The sequence below is a fragment of the Couchioplanes caeruleus genome, from assembly GCF_023499255.1.
In the GTDB taxonomy this organism is placed as follows: Bacteria; Actinomycetota; Actinomycetes; order Mycobacteriales; family Micromonosporaceae; genus Actinoplanes; species Actinoplanes caeruleus_A.
Genome location: NZ_CP092183.1, coordinates 1,632,367 through 1,653,252, shown reverse-complemented (window position 1 = coordinate 1,653,252; position 20,886 = coordinate 1,632,367). Strand labels below are relative to the sequence as shown.

The window sequence follows — 20,886 nt, the reverse complement described above, 5'->3', positions numbered from 1 at the left end:
CCTCGGGCGCAAGGCGGTGGGGACTAAGCGGCGGCGAACGACTGCGGGAGCACGCCGTCGTCCCAGAGCCGGTCCAGGTGGGCGAGGAAGCCCACCAGGCTGCGTTCCAGCTCTCGCCGCTGCGCGGCATCGAGCACGGCGAGCGGATCGGAGAACACCAGGCCCTCGGGATGCTTCGCCCGGGTGCCGACGAACTTCCGGCAGGCCGTGCACCAGACGTACGAGACCAGGGTCGGCCTGCGTGCGTTCTCCGGAGCATTCACGTACGCCCGCACGCTGCGACAACCGCAGGCGGGACAGTCCCGTTCCCCAGGAGCGGCGAAGAAGCTCTCGCCCTGCGCCAGCGCGGTCACCTCGGCGCCGCTGAAACTGCTCCACTCCGTCACAGCGTCAACTCTTGTCGAGAGCGGCGCTCAAATCGGCGACCAGATCCGGCGTGTCCTCGACGCCGCAGGAGAGCCGTATGAAGCCGGGCGCGGTGTCGTCACCCCACTGCGCGCGCCGGTCCGCCGTGGTGTGCAGGCCGCCGAAGGACGTCGCCGCGAAGACGAGCTCGGAGGCCTCCAGGAACCGCGCGACCCGGTCGGCGCTGCCGAGGTCGAACGAGACGATGCCGGGGATGCGGCGCATCTGGCCGGCGGCGACCTCGTACGACGGGTCCGTGGACAGGCCGGGCCAGCGCACCCCGGTCACGTCGGAGCGCCCGCTCAGCAGGCCGGCCACGGCGGCGGCGTTGGCGGTCTGCCGGGCCAGCCGCAGGTCCAGCGTGGCCAGCGAGCGGTGCGCGAGCCAGCAGTCGAAGGCGCCCGGGGTCCCGCCGGTCTGCGCGCGCCACGTCGTGACCCGGGTCAGCAGGTCCTCGTCGCCGGTCGCCACGTACCCCAGCAGCACGTCGGAGTGCCCGGTCAGCGCCTTGGTGCCGGACGCGACCACCAGGTCCGCGCCCAGCTCCAGCGGCCGCTGCCCCAGCGGCGTCGCCGTGGTGTTGTCCACCGCGACCAGCGCCCCGGCCGCATGCGCCGCCGCCGAGACGGCCCGCAGGTCGCAGACGTCCAGGCCCGGGTTGGCCGGCGTCTCCAGCACCACCAGGCGTACGCCCTCGAACGACGGGTACGGCCCCGCCGTGGGCACGAGCACCGTGCGCACGCCCAGGTCGCGCAGCGTGCCCTCGGCGAAGGCGCGGACGGTGAAGTAGCCGTCGGAGGGCAGCGCCACGGTGTCCCCCGAGCGCAGCACCGACAGCAGCAGCGCGGTGATGGCGGCCTGGCCCGTCGCGAACGCCCGGACCTGCCCGCCCTCCAGCTCACCGATCGCGGCCTCGAGCGCGCGCCGCGTCGGGTTGTCGGGACGGCCGTACCCGTTCTCGCCCGGCCCGGTCACCGGGTCCAGGTGGTACGGCGCCGCGAGGACCGGGCCCGGCAGGAACGGCTGCCCCGGCACCGGCTCGGGCAGTCCCGCGTGCACGACCAGCGTCCCGTCACCCTTGTCGGCCATCTCCGTCACTCCGGCTTCATCTCACGACCCATCAGCAGTTTCACGGCCACCCTAGGGTCGACGCCCTCGTGGCAGACGCGCTCGACCTGCTCTGTGATGGGCATCTCGACGCCGTGCGCGCGGGCGAGGTCGCGGATCGCCAGGCAGCTCTTCACGCCCTCGGCTGTCTGTTTCGCGGCCGCCTGCGCCGCCTCGAGCGACTCGCCGCGGCCCAGGTGCTCGCCGAACGTCCGGTTGCGCGACAGCGGCGACGAGCAGGTGGCCACCAGGTCGCCCAGGCCCGCGAGCCCCGCGAACGTCATCGGGTCGGCGCCCAGCGCCACCCCGAGCCGCGCGGTCTCGGCCAGGCCCCGGGTGATCAGCGACGCCTTGGTGTTGTCGCCCATCCCCATCGCGTGGGCCATCCCGTACGCGAGCGCGATGACGTTCTTGACCGCCCCGCCCAGCTCGCAGCCGATCACGTCGTCGCTGGTGTACGGCCGGATGTACGGCAGCGCGATGGCCTGCTGCACGAGCTGCGCCCGGCCCGGGTCGGTGCCGGCCACCACGGTCGCGGCGGGCTGCTCGGCGGCGATCTCCGGGGCCAGGTTGGGACCGGAGACCACCACGACGCGGTCCGGGTCGACGCCCGCGGTCTCCACGATGACCTGGCTCATCCGCTTGGTAGTCCCCAGCTCGATGCCCTTCATCAGGGAGACGAGCGTGCAGCCGGCGGGCAGGTGCCCCGCCCAGTCGGCCAGGTTGCCCCGCAGGGTCTGCGACGGCACGGCCAGGAACACCAGCTCCGACCCGGCGAGGGCCACGCCCAGGTCGCTGGTGGCGGTGACCCCCGACGGCAGCTTGACGCCGGGCAGCGAGGACTCGTTGGTGTGCTGCTCACGGATGGAGGCGGCGACGGACTCGCGGCGGGCCCAGATCGTCACCTCCGATCCGGCCTCGGCGAGGATCTTGGCGAACGCCGTACCCCAGGCGCCGGCGCCCAGGACCGCGGAGCGCCTCATGCCGACGTCCCCGCCGGGCCGGAGGGCCGGCGCGCCGGAGCCTGGTAGAGCTCGGCCGGCGGCGTCTCGCCGCGCAGGTCGGCGAGCAGGTCACGGCCGGCGAGCTGGATCGCCTCGGTCATCTGGTCGAGCACCGCCCGGGTCGGCGCCTCGCCCTGCCAGCGGGTCAGGTCGACCGGTTTGCCGGCCGCCACGCTGACCGGCCGGCGGGGCTTCAGCGAGATCTTCTTGGTCCGTACGTCGTGCACCTGCTGCGTGCCCCAGGTGGCCATCGGGATCACCGGCGCGCCCGTGACCAGGGCGAGCCGGGCGGCGCCGGTCTTGCCCCGCATCGGCCACAGGTCGGGGTCCCGGGTCGTCGTGCCCTCCGGGTAGATGATCACGACACCGCCCTGCTGGATCGCCTCGATGAGGGAGTCGAGCGACTTCACCGCCTCCACACTGCCGCGTTCGACCGGGATCTGCTGGGTCTTGCGCAGCATGAACCCGACGAACGGCACCTTCCAGATGCTGGCCTTGCCGAGGAAGCGCGGCCAGCGGCCGGACGCGTACACGTAGTGGGCCACGACGAGCGGGTCGAACTGCGACATGTGGTTCGGCGCGATGATGAAACCGCCGCCGGGCGGCAGGTTCTCCATGCCCGACCAGCTGCGCCTGGTCCAGACCCACATGGTCGGCAGCACCAGCATCACCGCCAGCCGCCGCCACAACCCGAGCCGCCTGCGCTGCGCCACGCCGATCCCCTCCGTCCCCCACACCCTGGGACGAAATCATGCCTGCTCGTGGTCGCCGTAGCCAGGCCGGGTCGCCGTGGCGCCGGCCGCGGCCGGCGGCGGTGGCAGGATTGTCGGCGTGTCAGGAGCGGACTGGACGGCGGTCATTCCCGTCAAGCGCCTCGCCGCGGCCAAGAGCCGGCTGCGAGGCGCCGTCCCCGATGCCCGGCACCAGGAGCTGGCCCTGGCCATGGTCCGGGACACGGTCACCGCGGTCGGCGCCTGCGACCTGGTCGCCGAGGTGCTGGTGGTCACGGACGACGCCGAGGTGGCCGCGGCGGTGGCCGCCCTGGGCGCCCGGGTCACGCCCGACCGCCCGCGGGCCGGGCTGAACGAGGCCATGCGCCACGGCGCCGACTCCGTCGCCGGTCCGGACCGGTCACGGGCGGTGCTCACCGGGGACCTGCCGGCGTTGCGGCCGTACGAGCTGGGCGCCGCGCTGCTGTCCGCGGGCACCGGGCGCAGCATCGTGGTGGACGCCGCCGGGACGGGGACCGTGCTGCTCACGGCCGGCCCGGGCACCGCCCTGGACCCCCGGTTCGGCGTGGGCTCGGCGGCCGCGCACGCCGCCTCCGGAGCCCGGGTTCTCGCCGGGGACTGGCCGGGACTGCGGCAGGACGTCGACACCGCGGCGGATCTGCGTACGGTGCTCGGGCTCGGCGCCGGCGAGCACACCTGCGCCCTGCTGCGTGACCTCGGGCTCGCTCCGGGCCGCGATTGCCGGGTGCCGGTGAGCCCGCCACGGTAGCGTGCACGGCATGCAAGGCACCGTCGCGACCTTCGATCCCCGTACGCACACCGGCACGCTGCTGCTCGACGACGGCAGCGAGCTGGCGTTCCCGGCCGCCGCGTTCCGGGCCTCCGGGCTGCGGCTGCTGCGCCTGGGTCAGCGGCTGACGATCGAGGCGGACGCCGGCGGCGATGTGATCAAGGTCCAACTTCCGGGAATCTCCTGAGTCTTGTTCATTTCCCGTTAACCACGAACGGGCAATGATGGAGCGATGACCACCCCGCCCCGGACACCCCAGACCAGCGCGCCCGCGAACGCCCCCCGGCGCCGCGGTCCGAACGGGCGGTTCCTCCGGCGCGACGAAGCATCCGGAACCGCCGGGGTGGCAGTCGCCGACCCGACCGCCATCGAGCCGACGGAGCCCGCCTTGCCCAGCCGTACCCCTGCCGTGGCCCGGACCGAGACCTCGCCGGCCGAGGCCGCCCCCGACGCCGAGGACACCCGTCCCGAGCTGCCCGAGGACCGCTTCCTCAACCGGGAGCTGTCCTGGCTCGACTTCAACTCGCGGGTGCTCGCGCTCGCCGAGGACCCGGGGACCCCGCTGCTGGAACGGGCGAAGTTCCTGGCCATCTTCGCCAGCAACCTCGACGAGTTCTACATGGTGCGCGTCGCCGGGCTGAAGCGGCGCCTCAAGGCCGGCCTGCCGATGCGCGGCGGCGACCGCAGCTCGCTGCGCAACCAGCTGGCGATGATCACCGAGCGGGCCGCCGACCTGGTCACCCGGCACGCCGCCTGCTTCGCCGAGGAGGTACGCCCCAAGCTGCAGGCCGAGGGCATCGAGCTGGTCAGCTGGGCGGAGCTGGACGCGCCCGAGCGGGAGCGGCTGCGGACGTACTTCCGCGAGCAGGTGTTCCCCGTGCTGACGCCGCTGGCCGTGGACCCGGCGCACCCGTTCCCGTACATCTCCAGCCGCTCGCTCAACCTCGCGGTGGTGCTGCGCGACCCCGCCGACAAGAGCGGGGAGCTGTTCGCCCGGATCAAGGTGCCCAACAACGTGCCGCGGTTCGTGACGGTGCAGAACGACAGCCGCGGGGTGCGGTTCCTGCCCGTCGAGGAGCTCATCGCCGTACACCTGGATCAGCTCTTCTCCGGGATGCAGCTGCTGGAGTGGCACCTGTTCCGGGTGACCCGCAACGCCGAGGTCGAGGTCGACGAGGACCGCGACGAGGACCTGTTGCAGGCCCTCGAACGCGAGCTGGCGCAGCGCCGGTTCGGCCCGCCGGTGCGCCTGGAGGTCGCCGCCTCGATCAGCGACCACGTGCTCGACCTGCTCGCCCGCGAGCTCGACATGAACGACGAGGACGTACTGCGGGTCCCGGGCCTGCTCGACCTCTCCTCGCTGTGGCAGGTCTACGGCGAGGCGGACCGCGACGACCTCAAGGACCGCCCGTTCGTGCCCGCCACCCACCCGCACCTGGCCGACGGTGAGGTGCCGCGCAGCGTCTTCAACCGGCTGCGCGAGTGCGACATCCTCGTGCACCACCCGTACCACTCGTTCTCCACGAGCGTGCAGCGCTTCATCGAGCAGGCCGCCGCGGACCCGAACGTGCTGGCCATCAAGCAGACGCTGTACCGCACCAGCGGCGACTCCCCCATCGTCGACGCGCTGGTCGACGCGGCCGCCGCCGGCAAGCAGGTGGTGGTGCTCGTCGAGGTCAAGGCACGCTTCGACGAGGTCGCCAACATCGGCTGGGCGCGCACGCTGGAACGCGCCGGCTGCCACGTGGTCTACGGGCTCGTCGGTCTCAAGACGCACTGCAAGACCGCGCTCGTGGTGCGGCAGGAGGGCAACCAGATCCGCCGCTACTGCCACATCGGCACGGGCAACTACCACCCCAAGACCGCCCGGCTGTACGAGGACTTCGGCATGCTGACCGCCGACCCGGAGATCGGCGCGGACGTCACGGACCTGTTCAACGTGCTCACCGGGTACAGCCGCCAGACCGCGTTCCGCCGCCTGCTCGTGGCGCCGCACGGGGTCCGCCGGGGACTGATCGAGCGGATCCACGAGCAGGCCCGGATCGCCCGGTCGGGCGGCGACGCCCTGGTGCAGTTCAAGGTGAACTCGCTCGTCGACGAGGAGACCATCGACGCGCTGTACCGCGCCTCGCAGGACGGCGTGAAGGTGGACCTCATCATCCGGGGCATGTGCGCGCTGCGGCCGGGCGTGCCCGGGCTGTCGGACAACATCCGGGTCCGCTCGATCGTCGGCCGTTTCCTGGAGCACTCCCGGGTCTTCCGGTTCGGTCCCGGCGACGACGCCGAGTACTGGATCGGCTCGGCCGACCTGATGCACCGCAACCTGGACCGCCGCATCGAGGCGCTGGTGCGGGTCACGCTCCCCTCCGCGCAGGACGATCTGCGCAACGTGCTGGAATTGGCGATGAGCGACGAGAGCGAGGGCTGGGACCTCGCCGGTGACGGCACCTGGCACCGGCGCACCTCCACCCCCTCCGACCCGCACGTCCATCTGCAGGAGGCGCTGCTGCGCCGGATCATCGGCAAGGCGGTCTGACTGACGTGACGGCAACGGTGCGCGCCGCGGGCGGAGTGCTCTGGCGGCCTGCCGGGGACGGCATCGAGATCTGCGTCGTGCACCGGCCGTACCGGTCCGACTGGAGCCTGCCCAAGGGGAAGCTGGACGGTTCCGAGCACTCGCTCGCCGCCGCCGTCCGCGAGGTCCTCGAGGAGACCGGCGTACGGGCCGAGCCCCAGATGCGGCTGCCGGAGATCGCGTACACGATGCCGGACGGCGTACCGAAGACGGTCGACTTCTGGTTGATGCGGGCCGGTGACGGGCCTGCCGGGCAGCCGCAGGACCCGGCCGAGGTCGACGAGGTGGCCTGGCTGTCGCCCGCCGAGGCGACCGCCCGGCTGACCTACCCGGACGACCGGCGCCTGGTCGAGCACGCCGCGACTCTGCCGACCGTCACCAGGGTGACCGTGCTGATCCGGCACGCCCACGCCGGCAAGCGCAAGGACTTCGACGGTCCGGACGCGCTGCGCCCGATCGACGACCGCGGGCGCGCGCAGGCCGAGACGGTCAGCGTCGCGGCCGCCCTGTTCGCGCCCCGGCGGCTGGTGTCGGCCACGCCGCTGCGCTGCCGGCAGACGCTGGAGCCGCTGGCCCGGATGGTGGGCCGCCCGATCGTCATGGACGCGGCCTTCGCCGAGCCGGCCGAGGCCGATGAGATCCCGGCGCGGGTGAAGGCCGCCGTCGCGCGGCTGGCCGAGCTGCGCGACGGCGAGCGGGTCGCGATCTGCAGCCAGGGCAAGGTGATCCCGGGGCTGCTGGCGAGCCTGGACGGCGACGGCGATCCAGCGGACTACAAGACGCCCAAGGGCAGCGGCTGGGTGCTCACCTGGTCGGGCGGCCGGCTCGCGGGGCTGAGCCGGATCTGACCCGCGCGCCGGCGCCCGACCGGCGCGGGGAGGGCGGTGGCAGCGGATCCGTGCGCCAGTAACCGATCAGGTCGCCGGTGAGCCAGCGGGCCCGCCACAGCTCGTCCTCGCGCGGTTCCCAGTCCCGCAGGGGCAGCAGCGCGATCCGCCACGAGAGCACGCTGATCAGGTACCAGCCGACGAACGGGACGACGCCCAGGACGGCGTCGCGGCGGCGGTACGAGGCGTGCGGCGCCAGCACGTACACGGCGGCACCCGACAGCACGCAGGTGACCGTCCAGTCCAGCAGGGACAGGCCGGTCCAGCTCTCCGCCGCGTCGCCGAGCATCCACGCCGGCAGGACGGTGGCCGCGAAGATGCCGGCGGCGATGAGCGATCGGCTCACGGGTCCCCGGGGGCGGGCGGCGGCCCGGGGCGCGGCGGCGCCCGCGTCCGGGGCGGATCTGCGGTCCATGCTGCGGACCGTAGGCTCAGCGGCCGCCGTGGCGCCGGGACACGCAAAGGGCGTCCACCGTACGGGTGGACGCCCTTTGTCTCGTCAGCGTGCCGCTGAGCGGGTGCTTCAGCGGGTCTTGCGGGCCGCCGAGGTGCGCGCCGTGGTGGCCTTGGTGGCCGGCGTCGACTTGGTGGCCGCCGTGGTCTTGCGGGCGGTGGACTTCGCCGGGGCCGACTTGGTCGCCGCGGTCGCCGTCTTCTTGGCCGCGGTCGACTTGGCCGCGGTGGCCTTGGTGGCGGTCGACTTCGTTGCCGTCGCCTTGGTGGCGGTGGTCTTCTTGGCCGCCGCCGTCTTGGTCGCCGCCGACTTGGCCGGAGCCGCCTTGGTGGCGGTCGTCTTCTTGGCCGCCGCCGTCTTGGTCGCCGCCGACTTGGCCGGAGCCGCCTTGGTGGCGGTGGTCTTCTTGGCCGCCGCCGTCTTGGTCGCCGCCGACTTGGCCGGGGTGGCCTTGGCAGCGGTGGCCTTGGTGGCGGTGGCGGCGGTCGTCTTCTTGGCCGCCGCCGTCTTGGTGGCGGTGGCCTTCGCCGGTGCCGCCTTGCTGGCAGTGGACTTCGCCGCCGCGGTGGTCTTCTTGGCGGCGGCGGCCTTGGCCACCTTGCCGCTCGCGACCATCTCCCGGAAACCCGTGCCGGGCTTGAAAGCGGGGACGGACGTCTTCTTCACCTTGACTGGTTCGCCGGTGCGTGGATTCCGAGCCGTGCGCGCATTTCGCGCCCGCTTCTCGAAGACGCCGAAACCGGTGATGGCAACGCGGTCGCCCTTGGTGACGGCGTTCTGCACCTCGCTGATGACCGCATCCAGCGCCGCTGTCGCCGTCTTCCGGTCCCCCAGTCGGGCGGCGAGCGCCTCGATGAGCTCGGCCTTGTTCACGGTTTTCCTCCCGAACGTGAGAACTGAGACTCGTTGACGACGATCCTGTGCGTGCCGCGGGTGCCGTACCTGCGGTCCGCTGTCGCCGAACATGCCTCACTGGCCCAATGCGAGCCATTCTGCGCGCACCGTATGCCCTCTGACCAGCAGACACAAACATTCGCGCGAAAAAAAACCGTTGTGTCGCAACGAATTCGCCCCCACCGGCGACCCGGTGGGGGCGAAAAAGCCTGTGCTGACAGGGTTTTGCAGGCTCAGACAACGACCGGCTTGAAAGCCGGGCGACCCTTCTCGTACGCGGTGACGGCGCCCTCGTGGCGCAGCGTCAGTCCGATGTCGTCGAGGCCCTCCATGAGGCGCCAGCGGCTGAAATCGTCGATCGGGAAGCTCCACGCGGCGTCGTCCACGTGCACCTGACGGGCGCCGAGGTCCACGGTGATCTGCTTGTCCGGCTCGCTGTCGGCCATGTCCCACAGCGCCTCGACGGCCTTCTGGTCGAGCTGCACCGGCAGCAGGCCCTCCTTGAGGGCGTTGCCGCGGAAGATGTCGCCGAACCGGGCCGCGATGACGACCTTGAAACCCCAGTCCCGCAGGGCCCAGACGGCGTGCTGCCGGGAGGAGCCGGTGCCGAAGTTCGGGCCGGCGACCAGGATCGTGGCCCCGGCGTGGGCCGGGTTGTTGAGCACGAACGACGGGTCGTCGCGCCAGGCGCTGAACAGCCCGTCCTCGAAGCCGGTCCGGGTGACCCGCTTCAGGTAGACCGCCGGGATGATCTGGTCGGTGTCCACATCGGAGCGCCGCAGCGGCATGACCTTGCCGGCGTGGGTGGTGAACTTGTCCATGGCTGGTCTCCGTCTCTACAGGTCGGCCGGGGCGGCCAGCTTGCCGGTCACCGCGGTGGCGGCGGCGACCTCGGGCGAGACCAGATGGGTACGCCCGCCCTTGCCCTGCCGGCCCTCGAAGTTGCGGTTGGACGTGGAGGCGGCGCGCTCGCCCGGGCTGAGCGTGTCCGGGTTCATGCCCAGGCACATCGAGCAGCCGGCGAAGCGCCACTCGGCGCCCGCGTCCAGGAAGATCTTGTCGAGGCCTTCCTGTTCGGCCTGCTCACGCACCTGGTACGACCCCGGCACGATCATCATCCGGACGCCCTCGTGCACCCTGCGGCCCCGGATCACCTCCGCGGCGGCACGCAGGTCCTCGAGGCGGCCGTTCGTACAGGAGCCGACGAAGACCACGTCCACCGGCACCTCCTTGAGCGGCGTACCGGCCTCGAGGCCCATGTACTCCAGCGCGCGGCGGGCGGCGTTGCGCTCCGACTCGTCGACGAACTCCTCCGGGTCCGGCACGGCGCTGTCGAGCGCGGCGCCCTGACCCGGGTTGGTGCCCCACGTGACGAACGGGCTGACCGCGGCGGCGTCGAGGATCACCTCGGTGTCGTACTCGGCGCCCTCGTCGGTGGCGAGCGACCGCCAGTACTCGACGGCGGCGTCCCAGTCGGCACCCTTGGGCGCGTGGTCGCGGCCCTGCAGGTACGCGAACGTGGTGTCGTCCGGCGCGATCATGCCGGCCTTGGCGCCCCACTCGATCGACATGTTGCAGATGGTCATCCGGCCCTCCATGGAGAGCTTGCGGATGGCCTCGCCGCGGTACTCCACGATGTGGCCGTTGCCGCCGCCGGTGCCGACCTGCGCGATCAGCGCGAGGATCAGGTCCTTCGCGGTGACGCCGGGGCGCAGGTCGCCGACGACCGTGACGGCCATCGTCTTCGGCTTGGGCTGCGGCAGCGTCTGGGTGGCGAGGACGTGCTCGACCTCGCTGGTGCCGATGCCGAAGGCCAGCGCGCCGAACGCGCCGTGGGTCGCGGTGTGCGAGTCGCCGCAGACGATCGTCATGCCCGGCTGGGTGAGCCCCAGCTGCGGGCCGATCACGTGCACGATGCCCTGCTGGGCGTCGCCGAGCGAGCGGATCTGCACGCCGAACTCGGCGCAGTTCTTGCGCAGCGTCTCGATCTGGGTGCGCGAGGTCGTGTCGGCAATCGTGAGAAGGTCGCCGCGACGGGTGTTGAACGAGGGGTCCGCGTACCCGGTCGGGGTGTTGTGGTCCTCGGTCGCGAGCGTGAGATCGGTACGCCGCACCCGGCGGCCCGCCAGGCGCAGCCCGTCGAAGGCCTGCGGGCTGGTGACCTCGTGGAGCAGGTGCAGGTCGATGTAGAGCAGGTCAGGCTCGCCATCGGCGCTGCGCACGACATGGTCGTCCCAGACCTTCTCGGCCAGGGTCCTCGGCGTAGTGACTCCCACCATCTGGACATCCTAAATTCTGGGAGGTATGTTTCGGCTTGTGGGACACAGTATGAGCGGTGTCGGCGTTCTCGACAAGGCAGTCGTCATCCTGGCGGCATGCGTCGACGGCGCCAGCCTGGCCGAACTCGTCGACCGCACCAAGCTGCCGCGGGCCACCGCGCACCGGCTGGCACAGGCCCTGGAGATCCACCGGATGCTGGTCCGGGACACCCAGGGCCGCTGGCGCCCCGGCCCCCGGCTCGGCGAGCTCGCCAACGCGGCGCCCGACGTGCTGCTGACCGCGGCGGAACCGCTGCTGTCGGCGCTGCGGGACGCCACCGGCGAGAGCGCCCAGCTCTACCTGCGCCGCGCGGACGAACGCATCTGCGTGGCCGCCGCGGAACGCGCCAGCGGCCTGCGCGACACCGTCCCGGTGGGCTCGGTCCTGCCGATGGTGGCCGGCTCCGCGGCTCAGATCCTGCTCGCCTGGGAGCCGCCGGAAGCGGTCATGCCGCTGCTGCCGCGCTGCAAGTTCACCGGCCGCACCCTGGCGGAGGTCCGCCGCCGCGGATGGGCCCAGAGCGTCGCCGAACGCGAGCCGGGCGTGGCGAGCGTCTCGGCCCCGATCCGCGACCGGACCGGCCGGGTCATCGCCGCCATCTCGATAAGCGGCCCGATCGAGCGGCTGGGCCGGCGTCCCGGTGAGCGGCACGCCATGGCCGTGGTCCGGGCCGGCCAGCGGTTGAGCGGCCTGTAGGGACCACCCCCCGCTCGCTTGCCGTCTACGGCTCCCAGACGGCGTTGTCGTGGGCGAAGACGACGCGGGCCGGGTCGAACTCGAGCAGCCGGTCCATCCAGGCCGGGGCAACCGGCAGCGGATCCTCCACGGCGTCCCTCCCGGCCCGCCATGCCAGGACGTCGCCGGTGAAAGCGGTCGCGTGGTCGTGGCTCTGCCCGGCGACGATCACGGTGCCGTCGCCCCGGCGTACGACGACCGACTGGTGGCCCGCGGTGTGGCCGGGCGTGGGCACGATCACGACGCCGGGCAGCACCTCGGCTTCGCCGTCCAGTTCGACGTAGCGGACACCCGGCGCGTCGACCAGCCATGGCAGCGTGTAGTCCTCGACGGTCCGCGCGGCCTCCAGTTCCGCCCGCTGGGTGAAGACGGGGCGACCGGCGAGATCCGGGTTGCCGCCGCTGTGGTCGAAGTGCAGGTGGCAGTTGACCACGTACCGGATGTCGATGAGCCCGACGCCGACGGCCCGCAGCGCCTTCGCCAGGGCCACCCGGCGCGGCCGGTAGTGGGCGTCAACGCCGGGATGCGAGCCCATGCCGGTGTCGACGAGCAGCATGCCGTCGGGGTGCTCCACCAGATAGCCGAGGCAGGGCTCGACGCGCGGCGATCCGGTGCCGGTCTCGGTGGCCGGGCGGACGAAATAGCCGAAGTCGACGCGGCGCACGGTGGGATCGCTCACACTGAACAGTGTTGCCGCCCGGCAGGCTGAGCGGTTACGCCCAGCGCAGAGGCGTCAGGGGCGGAAAAGCGAATCGGCCCGTGTCCACTGACACGAGCCGATTGATGCTGGTAGTCCCGAAGGGATTCGAACCCTCGCTACCGCCTTGAGAGGGCGGCGTCCTAGGCCGCTAGACGACGGGACCAGGCCTTGCCTTTGTTGCTCTTGCCCGGGCTTTCCCGCTCCAGCAACGGTGCTGAACACTATCAGATGTCCAGCGCCGCCGATCTCGCGGGGAGACCGTAGCGCTGGGGTACCAGGACTCGAACCTAGACTAACTGAACCAGAATCAGTCGGGCTGCCAATTACCCCATACCCCATTGGTACGGCTTGCCGTACCGAGTGGAAACTCTACCCGAGCCCATGGTGCCCTCCAAATCGGGTCCGCACCCTGCGTTTCCGTGATCCCGCGGTTACGCAGAGAAGCCGCCTACGGGACGAAGAGTTTCCGGTGGTCACGGGCCCATTGGGCGAACGTCGTCGCCCGGCGCCCGGTGAGCTCCGCCACCGTCGGGACGGCGCGCTGGGGGTTCGCCGCCAACTGCCGCATGCCGTCGGCGTACCAGGCCGCGTACTCGCCCATCGGCTGCTCGAGCTGCCGCACGAACTCGTCGTGGGGCAGATCGACGTACGTGAGCTGCCGGCCGAGCGCCTCCCCGATCAGCTCGACCCGCCGGCGCCTCGTCAGCGGCTCGGGGCCGGTCAGCTCGTACGAGCGCCCCTCGTGCCCGTCCTCGAGCAGGCACCGGGCCGCCACCGCGGCGATGTCCTCGAGGGCGATGGGCGCGTTCACGGCCGACCCGTAGCCGTCGCGCACCACGTCGCCGGCGCGGATCTGGGGCGCCCACAGCCCCGCGTTCGGCATGAACTCACCCGGCTCGAGGTGGACGTACGGCACCCCGCAGGCCTCCACGCCGTCCTCGATCGCCTGCCAGTGGTCGCCCTTGGCGCCGGCCAGGTCGACGATGCGCCGCACGCCCGCGGCAGCCGCCATCCGGCACACCTCGGCGTTCGTCTCGATCACCGGCGCGAGGTACATCCGGTCGACGCCTTCGAGAGCGGGCGCGAGCGTCGAGGGCCGGCCGACGAAGCCCCGGGCCACCTCCACGCCGCTGGGCAGGGCCGCCTTCCCGGGGTTCACCGTCAGGGCGCGGACGCCGGTCGCGCCCAGCGCCAGGAGTTCGTCCACGACGAGCCGGCCGACGTTGCCGGTCGCCCCGGTGACCAGGATCCTCATCGCGCACCCCATTCTCGTATGCCCTACGGAAACTGTTCTCGTAGGCTATACGAGAACGGACGGGGGCGCGATGACGGAGAACGATCCGGACCGGGTGCTGGCGCTGCTGTGGCGGCACCGCAACCCCCCACCGGGCGCACGCACCGGCCGGCGACCGCGCCTCAGCGTCGACGAGGTGGTGGCGGCCGGCGTCTCGATCGCGGACACCGAGGGCCTCGAGGCAGCCTCCATGGCGAAGGTCGCCGCCCGGCTCGGCGTGGGGACGATGACGCTCTACACGTACGTGCCGTCGCGCACCGAACTGCTCGAGCTCATGGTCGATCACGTGCTGGTCAGCCGCGACCTCCCCGGCCCCGGGGATGCCGGGCCCGCGGACTGGCAGGACCGGATTCACCTGTACGCGCAGCGCACGCTGGACATGTACCGGGCGCATCCGTGGCTGAGCCGCATCTCGACCGTACGGCCGCCGCTCGGCCCGGGCACGTTCCGGGAACGCGAGTTCGTGCTGTCCGCGGTGGCCGGGACGGGCCTGCCGATCGGCCGGGTCAACGAGGCCGCGCTCGCCGTCACCATGCTCGTGACCTCGGCGGCACGGCAGGAGGGCGAGAACGTGCTGCTGCGCCGGGCGAGCGGGCAGTCGAACGACTCGTGGTGGGCCGAGCGCAGCGGCTTCTGGGAGAGCTGGTTCGACGAGGACCAGCACCCGACGATGACCCGGGTGTGGCACGCCGACGGGTTCGGCGGAGGTACGGAGGCGCAGGCCGCGGCGGCGTTCACCTACGGCCTGCGCCTCCTCCTCGACGGCATCGCGAGGGAGGCCGGGAGCTAGTCGAGGGTCACGACCGGGTTGCGCAGCTCCCCGATGCCCTGGACGCTGACCGAGACCGTCTCGCCGGCCACGATCGGGCTGACCCCCGCTGGTGTGCCGGTGAGGATCACGTCGCCGGGCAGCAGCGTCATCACGTGGGACACGTACGAGACCAGCGTCGGCACGTCGAAGACCATGTCCTTGGTGCGGCCGAGCTGGCGTACCTCCATCTCCTCGGGGTTGCGGCCCACCTCGCAGCGGACCTCGAGGTCGGTCACGTCGAGCTCGGTCTCGATCCACGGGCCGAGCGGGCAGAACGAGTCGAAGCCCTTCGCCCGGGTCCACTGCGGGTCGCTGCGCTGCAGGTCGCGGGCCGTCACGTCGTTGCCGACGGTGTAGCCGAAGATGGCCTTCTGCGCGCCGGCCCGGTCCACGCGGCGGGCGCCGGACGCCCCGATCACGACGGCCAGCTCGGCCTCGTGCTCCACCTGCTGGGTGACCGGCGGGATCCGGATCGCGTCGTTCGGGCCGATCACCGAGGTGGACGGCTTGATGAAGATCAGCGGCTCCTTGGGCACCTCGTTGCCCAGCTCGGCGGCGTGGTCGGCGTAGTTGCGGCCGACGCCGACCACCTTGCTGGAGAAGATCGGCGCGAGCAGCCGGACGTCGGCCAGGGCCCAGCGCTGACCGGTGAAGCGGACGTTCTGGAACGGAATGCTGTCGATCTCAGCGATCGTCAGGCCTGAGGCGGCCTCGCCCTCCACGACGCCGAAGGACACGCCACCGGCATGAACAAAACGAGCGAAACGCACGGTCGAACCCCATCCATCGAAAGCTTGCGGCCAGGGTCGAGGCTACGCGCTGCGCGGCACCGTATCCGTGCCGAGGCGGGGGAACGGGCGCAGCGAGAAGACCACCTCGACGGGCACCTCGAAGTAGTCGCAGATCCGCAGCGCGAGGTGCAGCGACGGGCTGAACTCGCCGCGTTCGAGATAGCCGACCGTCTGATAGTGCACGCCGAGGGCATCGGCGAGCTGGCGCCGGGAGATGCCCCGCTCGGCGCGCAGCATCGCGATGCGGTTGTAGGTGATCTCGGATGCCATGGATGCCCTACGCCGTCCGCTGCAGGGCCTTCTCGCGGCGGGCCGCCACCGCGGAGCCGGACTCCCGGCGGGCCATCCGGCGCAGGATCACCGGGGCGAGGGCCAGGCCCAGCACCGCCCACAGCGTCAGCACGCCGAACGTCTCCAGGTGCCGCCACGAGTGGCCCAGCTCGGCCACGGTGAGGGCGTCGGGCAGGAACACGGAGCGCATGCCCAACCCTAGCCAGTAGATCGGGAAGAACTGCGCGACGGCCTGCAGCCAGCCGGGCATCGCGCCGATCGGGTAGAAGATGCCCGAGACCGCGATCAGGCCGATGACCGGGAGCATGACCAGCCCCATGTTGCGCGGGTTGTCGATGACCGAGCCGAAGACCGCGCCGATGGGCATGGTGGCGACGAAGCCGAGCGGCACGAGCCACAGCAGGGTGAACCAGCCGGCCGCGTCGACGTGCAGGCCCTCGACGATGAACAGGCCGGGCACCAGCTGCAGCACGAAGCCGATCAGCGTCATCCCGCCGACCAGCACGATTTTGCTGACCAGGTACCCGGACATGCCGTTCGGGATCGCCTTGGCGCGCAGCAGCGTGCCGTCCTCGCGGTCGGTGACCAGCATCGTGGCCACGGTCATCAGGCCGGAGAAGGCCAGCCCCATGCCGAACGTGCTGGGCAGCGTACGGGCGCCGAGCGAGATGTCCGTGCCGGGCACCGTCGCGTCGCGCATGAAGAAGATCGTGCCGGTGAGCAGCACCGCGGGAAACAGGTACGTCCACAGGTCCGTGGCCGTGGTCAGGGTCTGCCGGAGCTCGATGCCGCCGCGGGCCAGGCCGGCGCGCGCGACCGTCGCGATGCTGCTCACAATGCCTCCTCGAAGACGGCGGCGGCCGTGGCGGCGCGGCCGGCCTCGGACTCGCGGACCAGGGTCATGTACGTGTCCTCGAGGCTGCTGCGGCGCACCTCGAGATCGGTGATGCCGTCCGCGTGCTGCCGGAACAGCTCGCGGACGAAGCTCGTGGCCTCCGCGGACGAGTGCACGTGCCGCACGCCGCCCTGCGTCCAGCGGATCTCGGACTCACCGGCGACCCGGCGGGAGAGCTGGTCGGCCGAGCCGTCGGCGATGATCCGCCCACCGGCCAGGATGAGGATGCGGTCGGCGAGCTTCTCCGCCTCGTCCAGGTCGTGGGTGGTCAGCAAAATCGTGGTGTCGTCCACATCGGTCAGCCGGTGCACCAGGTCGTGGAACTCGCGGCGCGCGGCCGGGTCGAAACCCACCGTCGGCTCGTCGAGGAAGAGCAGCTCCGGCCGGCCGACGATGCCGATCGCGACGTCGAGCCGCCGGCGCTGGCCGCCGGAGAGCTGGCCGACGCGCTTGTCCGCCTGCCCGGTGAGCCCGACGACCTCGACCAGGTCGTCGGCCGGCCACGGCCGGGTGATGCGGGGCGCCGAATACGGCGCGTAGTAGGTGCCGAGGTGGTGCAGCAGCTCCCGCACCTTCCACTTGCCGTGGTCACGCCAGGACTGCAGCACCACGCCGAGCCGGGCACGCCAGCGCTCGTCGCCCACGGCCGGGTCCACGCCGAGCACGCGGACCTCGCCCGCCGAGCGCATCCGGAATCCCTCGAGGATCTCGATGGTGGTGGTCTTGCCGGCGCCGTTGGGGCCGAGCAGGGTCAGGACCTCCCCGCGCCGGGCCGTGAACGTGATGCCGTCGAGCACGTCGGTGGTGCCGTACCGCATCCGCAGGTCGCGGACGTCGAGCACGGGCTGGTCGGCGGGTGTGTCCGCCTCGGCCATGAGCGCCCCCGTCACTGTCGTCATGTCCGGCACCTTATCAAGTATGTAGTAGGAGTACTACATTCGCTCACATGCCAACTATCAGAAGCGCGGACGGTACGCCGATCGACGTCACCACCAGCGGCTCCGGTCCCGGGCTCGTGGTCGTGCCCGGCGGGCTGCGGCACGCGACGGACTACGCGCGGTTCGGCCGGGCCATGGCGGACGTGCGGACGGTCCACGTCCTCGAACGCCGGGGACGGGGCGCGAGCGGACCGCCCGGGGCCGCGTACGGGATCGAGCGCGAGGCCGAGGACGCCGAGGCCGTGCTCGACGCGACCGGCTCGGGCGAGCTCTTCGGGCACAGTTTCGGCGGGCTGATCGGCCTGCACGTGGCGTTGCGCCGCAGGCTGGACCGGCTGGTCCTGTTCGACCCGGCCGTGAGCCTGCACGGCTCCTTCGACACGCACTTCCTGCCGGCGTTCGAACGCAGGCTGGCCGCCGGCCGAGACGCCGCGGCGATGGCCGGGTTCCTCACCGGGCTCGGCTTCGCCCCGGCCGGCGTGCTGCCCGTGCCGGCCTGGACGCTCTTCGCCTGGATCATGCTGCACACCCCCGGCGGCCGGGAGACCCGGGCGCTGCTGCACACGCTGCCGCGGGAGTGGCGGGTCGCGGCCGGCCTCGACTCCGACGGCACCCGGTACGCCGCCGTCACCTCACCCACGCTGATCATCGCCGGCGGGCACAGCCCCGAGTGGCTGCGCCGGGTGCAACCGGAACTCGCCCGGCTGATCCCCCGGTCGGCGTACACGTGCTCACCGGGCCTGGACCACAACGCCCCCGACCAGAGCGCGCCCGCGACCGTGGCGGAGCTCGTACGGACGTTCCTCACAACCGGTGACGCCGGGGCTCGATAGGACTGGACTTGCTGGATACGCTGGTGCGATGGGGATCAGCGGACGCGCCGGTGGGCATGCCGCCGGTGCGGACCTCGCCGGTGGCGGGCACGCGCTGACCACCGTGCTGCCCAGCGTCAGCTGGATCCCGCTGGCGAGCGCCCACGCGGAGCGCGCGGACGAGATGACCGCGGGGCACCGCGCGCGCAAGGCCGCCGGCGAGAAGCACGCCATAGAGGACTTCCTCTACGACTACTACGGCACCCGCCCGGCCCAGCTGCGCCGCTGGCACCCCGGCGTCGGCACGGGCCTCGCCCCGGCACCCGACGGCCTCGCCGACCAGGCGGCGTGGAAGTTCTACACGACCCTGCCCGACGGCGTGGTGACGCTGGACGTCGAGGCGTACATGCAGGCTCGCGGGGAGAGCGTCCGCTACATCCACGGCCTGCTCACCGCGACGGCCTCGCGACCCGCGTTCTCCGGCTGCTTCGGGCTGCACGAGTGGGCGATGGTCTACCGCCAGCCGGAGCACCGCCGCCACCCTCTGCCGCTGCGCCTGGGCCAGGAGCAGACCGACAAGGTCGTGGAGGAGCACCCGATCCGCTGCACCCACTTCGACGCGTTCCGGTTCTTCACCCCCGAGGCGGTCGGGCTGAACCGGCTGCAGCCGACCCGGGCCACCCAGGTCGACCTGGACCAGCCCGGCTGCCTGCACGCCGCGATGGACTGCCACAAGTGGGCGAGCAAGCTCGGTCCCGCGGTGCCGGGCGCCCTCGCCCTGGACTGCTTCGCCCTGGCCGGCGACATCCGGCTGCTGGACATGCAGGCCAGCCCCTACGATCTCAGCTCCTACGGCCATCCCCCGGTGAAGATCGAGACCCCGGAGGGCAAAGCCGAGTACGTCGCCCGTCAGCGCGAGTTCGCCCGCCGGGCCGCGGCGCTGCGCGCGCGCCTGATCCGGGTCTGCGAGGAGCTGCTCGGCCCGGCGCTGGCCGCGGAGAACCGCGAGGCCGTCGCACCCCACAACCTCTGACGGGTACGCGTCAACCGCGGGGCAGCAGGCTCAGCGCGGACGCCGCCCACCCGGTCCGGTCGTCGCCGGGAGGCACCATCTCCAAGGCCTGCCACAGCACCAGCAGCTCCAGCCAGGAGCCCTCGGCCGGGGTCGGCGGGCGTACGGCCCGGTAGCCGGCCAGGAAATCCGCGCGGACGTGCCCCGGCACCGGACCCCAGTCGTGGTAGCGGGTGCCGAGCAGGACCGCCGCGCGGGCCGCCTCGAAGAGCGGAGGCTCATGCCGGGCCTCCTCGAAGTCGAGGACCGCGACGATCGCGCCGCCGGCACACAGGATGTTGGCGGCGCGGAAGTCGAAGTGGACCAGCTGCCGCGGCAGCCGGTCGGGCGGTGCGGCGGCGGCCATCCCCCGCAGCCCGTCGCGGGCAGCCGCCGGCAGGTGCCCGGCGCGGGCGTCGAGCCAGCCGGTGATCCGCTCGGTCAACGGCCGGGATCCGACCGCGGGCCCGGAGAGCCGATCGGCGTACGGGTATGCCGCCAGCGCGTCCTGCAACCGGGCCAGCAGCGTTCCGGCCGCCCGCACCTGACCGGGGTCACCGGTGTCGAGAAGGGCGCCCTCGACGACCCGCTGCAGCCCCATCGAGACGCCGCCGGCCTCGACCTGGAGCCGGCCGTCGCGCGCGGGAACCGGCGCCGAGACCGGCAGTCCTCGCCCGTCCAGCCAGCTCGTCAGCCGCGCCACCTCGGCCAGCCGCGGGAAGCGCTCGGGCACCACCGACCACTTCGCCAGCAGCCGCCCGGACGGCGTGCCGACCCAGGCCAGCGCATTTCCGCCGCTCATGACGATCCGCTCGCAGGAGTCCGGGCGCAGACCCCAGTGCTTCTCCAGCATGCCGGCGACCCAGCGAGCGGCCGCCGGCCCGTCGTCGAAGCCGAACCGTGCGCCGAGCGCGTCGTGGGGTTCGTCCGCCTCCCACAGCATCTCCACCACCGGCGCGCCGGTCACTCCACGTCCCCGCGACGGTTGCGCTTGATCTGGGCGCGGCGCTTCTTCTCGCCGATGCGGCGCTCGACCGAGCCGCGGGTCGGTTTGGTCGCGCGGCGCTGGCGGGGCGGGGACGCGATGGCCTCCGCGACCCGCATGGCGAGGCGGGCCTCGGCGGCCTCACGGTTGCGCAGCTGGGAACGGTGCTCGGACGCGGTGATGGTCAGGACACCGTCGACGAGCCGGTTGCCGAGGCGCTCGACCGCCCGCTCCTTCAGGGCCGGCGGGAGCACGTCGGACGCCAGCAGGTTCCACGACAGCTCCACCCGGGAGTCGGTGGTGTTGACGCCCTGGCCGCCCGGCCCGCCGGAGCGGGAGAAACGCCACGACAGCTCGGCGGCCGGGATGGTCAGCCGCTCGTTCACCTGGAGGTCGTCGGGCACGCGGCCCAGCATC

At 72.4% G+C, this 20,886-nt stretch carries 24 protein-coding genes and 2 tRNA genes; 8 read left to right on the top strand and 18 right to left on the bottom strand.

Going from position 1 to position 20,886, the window contains the following annotated elements; all coding sequences use genetic code 11:
* Positions 1 to 23: 23 nt before the first annotated feature.
* The 4 genes from COUCH_RS07845 to COUCH_RS07830 are packed head-to-tail and all read right to left on the bottom strand — an operon-like array spanning position 24 to position 3,184.
* Positions 24 to 386, bottom strand: coding sequence for a hypothetical protein (locus tag COUCH_RS07845; protein ID WP_199511811.1), 363 nt, complete (start codon positions 384 to 386; stop codon positions 24 to 26).
* Positions 387 to 390: 4 nt separating this feature from the next.
* A complete protein-coding gene (locus tag COUCH_RS07840) occupies positions 391 to 1,494 on the bottom strand; it encodes a cystathionine gamma-lyase (RefSeq protein ID WP_249613614.1) in 1,104 nt (367 codons plus the stop codon).
* A 5-nt stretch (positions 1,495 to 1,499) separates the two neighbouring features.
* Entirely contained in the window at positions 1,500 to 2,495 is a 996-nt protein-coding gene (locus COUCH_RS07835; protein WP_249611419.1) for an NAD(P)H-dependent glycerol-3-phosphate dehydrogenase, read from the bottom strand.
* A complete protein-coding gene (locus tag COUCH_RS07830; protein WP_249613613.1) occupies positions 2,492 to 3,184 on the bottom strand; it encodes a lysophospholipid acyltransferase family protein in 693 nt (230 codons plus the stop codon). Before COUCH_RS07830 ends, COUCH_RS07835 begins: the two co-directional genes overlap by 4 nt.
* Positions 3,185 to 3,347: 163 nt before the next feature.
* On the opposite strand from COUCH_RS07830, the gene cofC reads away from it, so the two are divergent.
* The 4 genes from cofC to COUCH_RS07810 are packed head-to-tail and all read left to right on the top strand — an operon-like array spanning position 3,348 to position 7,460.
* Positions 3,348 to 4,016, top strand: coding sequence for a 2-phospho-L-lactate guanylyltransferase (gene cofC, locus COUCH_RS07825; protein WP_249611418.1), 669 nt, complete (start codon positions 3,348 to 3,350; stop codon positions 4,014 to 4,016).
* Positions 4,017 to 4,026: 10 nt separating this feature from the next.
* Positions 4,027 to 4,224 carry a cold-shock protein gene (locus COUCH_RS07820; RefSeq protein ID WP_249611417.1) on the top strand — a complete coding sequence of 66 codons (198 nt, stop codon included), beginning with the start codon at positions 4,027 to 4,029 and terminating at the stop codon, positions 4,222 to 4,224.
* Positions 4,225 to 4,269: 45 nt separating this feature from the next.
* Complete coding sequence (locus COUCH_RS07815; RefSeq protein WP_249611416.1) at positions 4,270 to 6,573, top strand: RNA degradosome polyphosphate kinase; 2,304 nt, start codon at positions 4,270 to 4,272, stop codon at positions 6,571 to 6,573.
* A 5-nt stretch (positions 6,574 to 6,578) separates the two neighbouring features.
* Positions 6,579 to 7,460: an NUDIX hydrolase gene (locus tag COUCH_RS07810; protein WP_249611415.1), complete on the top strand. Its 882-nt coding sequence runs from the start codon at positions 6,579 to 6,581 to the stop codon at positions 7,458 to 7,460.
* On the opposite strand, the gene COUCH_RS07805 is transcribed toward COUCH_RS07810, so the two are convergent.
* From COUCH_RS07805 to leuC, 4 genes are all read right to left on the bottom strand, one after another.
* Positions 7,417 to 7,914, bottom strand: coding sequence for a hypothetical protein (locus tag COUCH_RS07805; RefSeq protein WP_249611414.1), 498 nt, complete (start codon positions 7,912 to 7,914; stop codon positions 7,417 to 7,419). The genes COUCH_RS07810 and COUCH_RS07805 overlap by 44 nt on opposite strands.
* 108 nt (positions 7,915 to 8,022) lie before the next feature.
* Entirely contained in the window at positions 8,023 to 8,826 is an 804-nt protein-coding gene (locus COUCH_RS07800; protein WP_249611413.1) for an HU family DNA-binding protein, read from the bottom strand.
* Positions 8,827 to 9,080: 254 nt separating this feature from the next.
* On the bottom strand, positions 9,081 to 9,668 hold the full coding sequence (leuD, locus tag COUCH_RS07795) for a 3-isopropylmalate dehydratase small subunit (RefSeq protein ID WP_249611412.1): 588 nt from the start codon (positions 9,666 to 9,668) through the stop codon (positions 9,081 to 9,083).
* Positions 9,669 to 9,683: 15 nt separating this feature from the next.
* Positions 9,684 to 11,126, bottom strand: a complete 1,443-nt coding sequence (gene leuC, locus COUCH_RS07790) for a 3-isopropylmalate dehydratase large subunit (RefSeq protein ID WP_249611411.1) — start codon at positions 11,124 to 11,126, stop codon at positions 9,684 to 9,686.
* 49 nt (positions 11,127 to 11,175) lie between these two features.
* Here leuC and COUCH_RS07785 point away from each other — a divergent pair, with 49 nt between their 5' ends.
* Positions 11,176 to 11,862: an IclR family transcriptional regulator gene (locus tag COUCH_RS07785; RefSeq protein ID WP_127497394.1), complete on the top strand. Its 687-nt coding sequence runs from the start codon at positions 11,176 to 11,178 to the stop codon at positions 11,860 to 11,862.
* Positions 11,863 to 11,887: 25 nt separating this feature from the next.
* Here COUCH_RS07785 and COUCH_RS07780 read toward each other — a convergent pair whose 3' ends face one another.
* The 4 genes from COUCH_RS07780 to COUCH_RS07765 all read right to left on the bottom strand — a co-directional run bounded on the left by COUCH_RS07780 (position 11,888) and on the right by COUCH_RS07765 (position 13,856).
* Complete coding sequence (locus COUCH_RS07780) at positions 11,888 to 12,580, bottom strand: N-acyl homoserine lactonase family protein (RefSeq protein WP_249611410.1); 693 nt, start codon at positions 12,578 to 12,580, stop codon at positions 11,888 to 11,890.
* A 108-nt stretch (positions 12,581 to 12,688) separates the two neighbouring features.
* Positions 12,689 to 12,764 (bottom strand) — tRNA-Glu (locus tag COUCH_RS07775).
* A gap of 103 nt (positions 12,765 to 12,867) precedes the next feature.
* A tRNA-Gln gene (locus COUCH_RS07770) sits at positions 12,868 to 12,939 on the bottom strand.
* Positions 12,940 to 13,049: 110 nt separating this feature from the next.
* On the bottom strand, positions 13,050 to 13,856 hold the full coding sequence (locus COUCH_RS07765) for an NAD(P)H-binding protein (RefSeq protein WP_249611409.1): 807 nt from the start codon (positions 13,854 to 13,856) through the stop codon (positions 13,050 to 13,052).
* A gap of 70 nt (positions 13,857 to 13,926) precedes the next feature.
* Here COUCH_RS07765 and COUCH_RS07760 point away from each other — a divergent pair, with 70 nt between their 5' ends.
* Complete coding sequence (locus tag COUCH_RS07760) at positions 13,927 to 14,685, top strand: TetR/AcrR family transcriptional regulator (protein ID WP_249611408.1); 759 nt, start codon at positions 13,927 to 13,929, stop codon at positions 14,683 to 14,685.
* Here the strand turns inward: COUCH_RS07760 and COUCH_RS07755 are convergent.
* Genes COUCH_RS07755 through COUCH_RS07740 form a run of 4 tightly spaced genes read right to left on the bottom strand, consistent with a single transcriptional unit; the run spans position 14,682 to position 17,582 of the window.
* The gene (locus tag COUCH_RS07755; RefSeq protein WP_249611407.1) at positions 14,682 to 15,476 is read right to left on the bottom strand and encodes a fumarylacetoacetate hydrolase family protein; all 795 of its coding nucleotides are present in this window, start codon (positions 15,474 to 15,476) and stop codon (positions 14,682 to 14,684) included. The two genes, COUCH_RS07760 and COUCH_RS07755, sit on opposite strands and share 4 nt — an antisense overlap.
* 42 nt (positions 15,477 to 15,518) lie before the next feature.
* Positions 15,519 to 15,767, bottom strand: coding sequence for a helix-turn-helix transcriptional regulator (locus COUCH_RS07750; protein WP_249611406.1), 249 nt, complete (start codon positions 15,765 to 15,767; stop codon positions 15,519 to 15,521).
* Between the two features lie 7 nt (positions 15,768 to 15,774).
* Positions 15,775 to 16,623 carry an ABC transporter permease gene (locus tag COUCH_RS07745; protein ID WP_249611405.1) on the bottom strand — a complete coding sequence of 283 codons (849 nt, stop codon included), beginning with the start codon at positions 16,621 to 16,623 and terminating at the stop codon, positions 15,775 to 15,777.
* A complete protein-coding gene (locus tag COUCH_RS07740) occupies positions 16,620 to 17,582 on the bottom strand; it encodes an ABC transporter ATP-binding protein (RefSeq protein WP_249611404.1) in 963 nt (320 codons plus the stop codon). Before COUCH_RS07740 ends, COUCH_RS07745 begins: the two co-directional genes overlap by 4 nt.
* A 47-nt stretch (positions 17,583 to 17,629) precedes the next feature.
* On the opposite strand from COUCH_RS07740, the gene COUCH_RS07735 reads away from it, so the two are divergent.
* Both COUCH_RS07735 and COUCH_RS07730 read left to right on the top strand, forming a co-directional pair.
* Complete coding sequence (locus COUCH_RS07735; protein WP_249611403.1) at positions 17,630 to 18,454, top strand: alpha/beta fold hydrolase; 825 nt, start codon at positions 17,630 to 17,632, stop codon at positions 18,452 to 18,454.
* Positions 18,455 to 18,482: 28 nt separating this feature from the next.
* Complete coding sequence (locus tag COUCH_RS07730) at positions 18,483 to 19,466, top strand: 3-methyladenine DNA glycosylase (protein ID WP_249611402.1); 984 nt, start codon at positions 18,483 to 18,485, stop codon at positions 19,464 to 19,466.
* Between the two features lie 10 nt (positions 19,467 to 19,476).
* Here COUCH_RS07730 and COUCH_RS07725 read toward each other — a convergent pair whose 3' ends face one another.
* Together COUCH_RS07725 and arfB are read right to left on the bottom strand one after the other, a co-directional pair.
* Complete coding sequence (locus COUCH_RS07725; RefSeq protein WP_249613612.1) at positions 19,477 to 20,427, bottom strand: phosphotransferase; 951 nt, start codon at positions 20,425 to 20,427, stop codon at positions 19,477 to 19,479.
* A 20-nt stretch (positions 20,428 to 20,447) separates the two neighbouring features.
* Positions 20,448 to 20,873, bottom strand: coding sequence for an alternative ribosome rescue aminoacyl-tRNA hydrolase ArfB (gene arfB, locus COUCH_RS07720; protein WP_249611401.1), 426 nt, complete (start codon positions 20,871 to 20,873; stop codon positions 20,448 to 20,450).
* Positions 20,874 to 20,886: the final 13 nt, after the last annotated feature.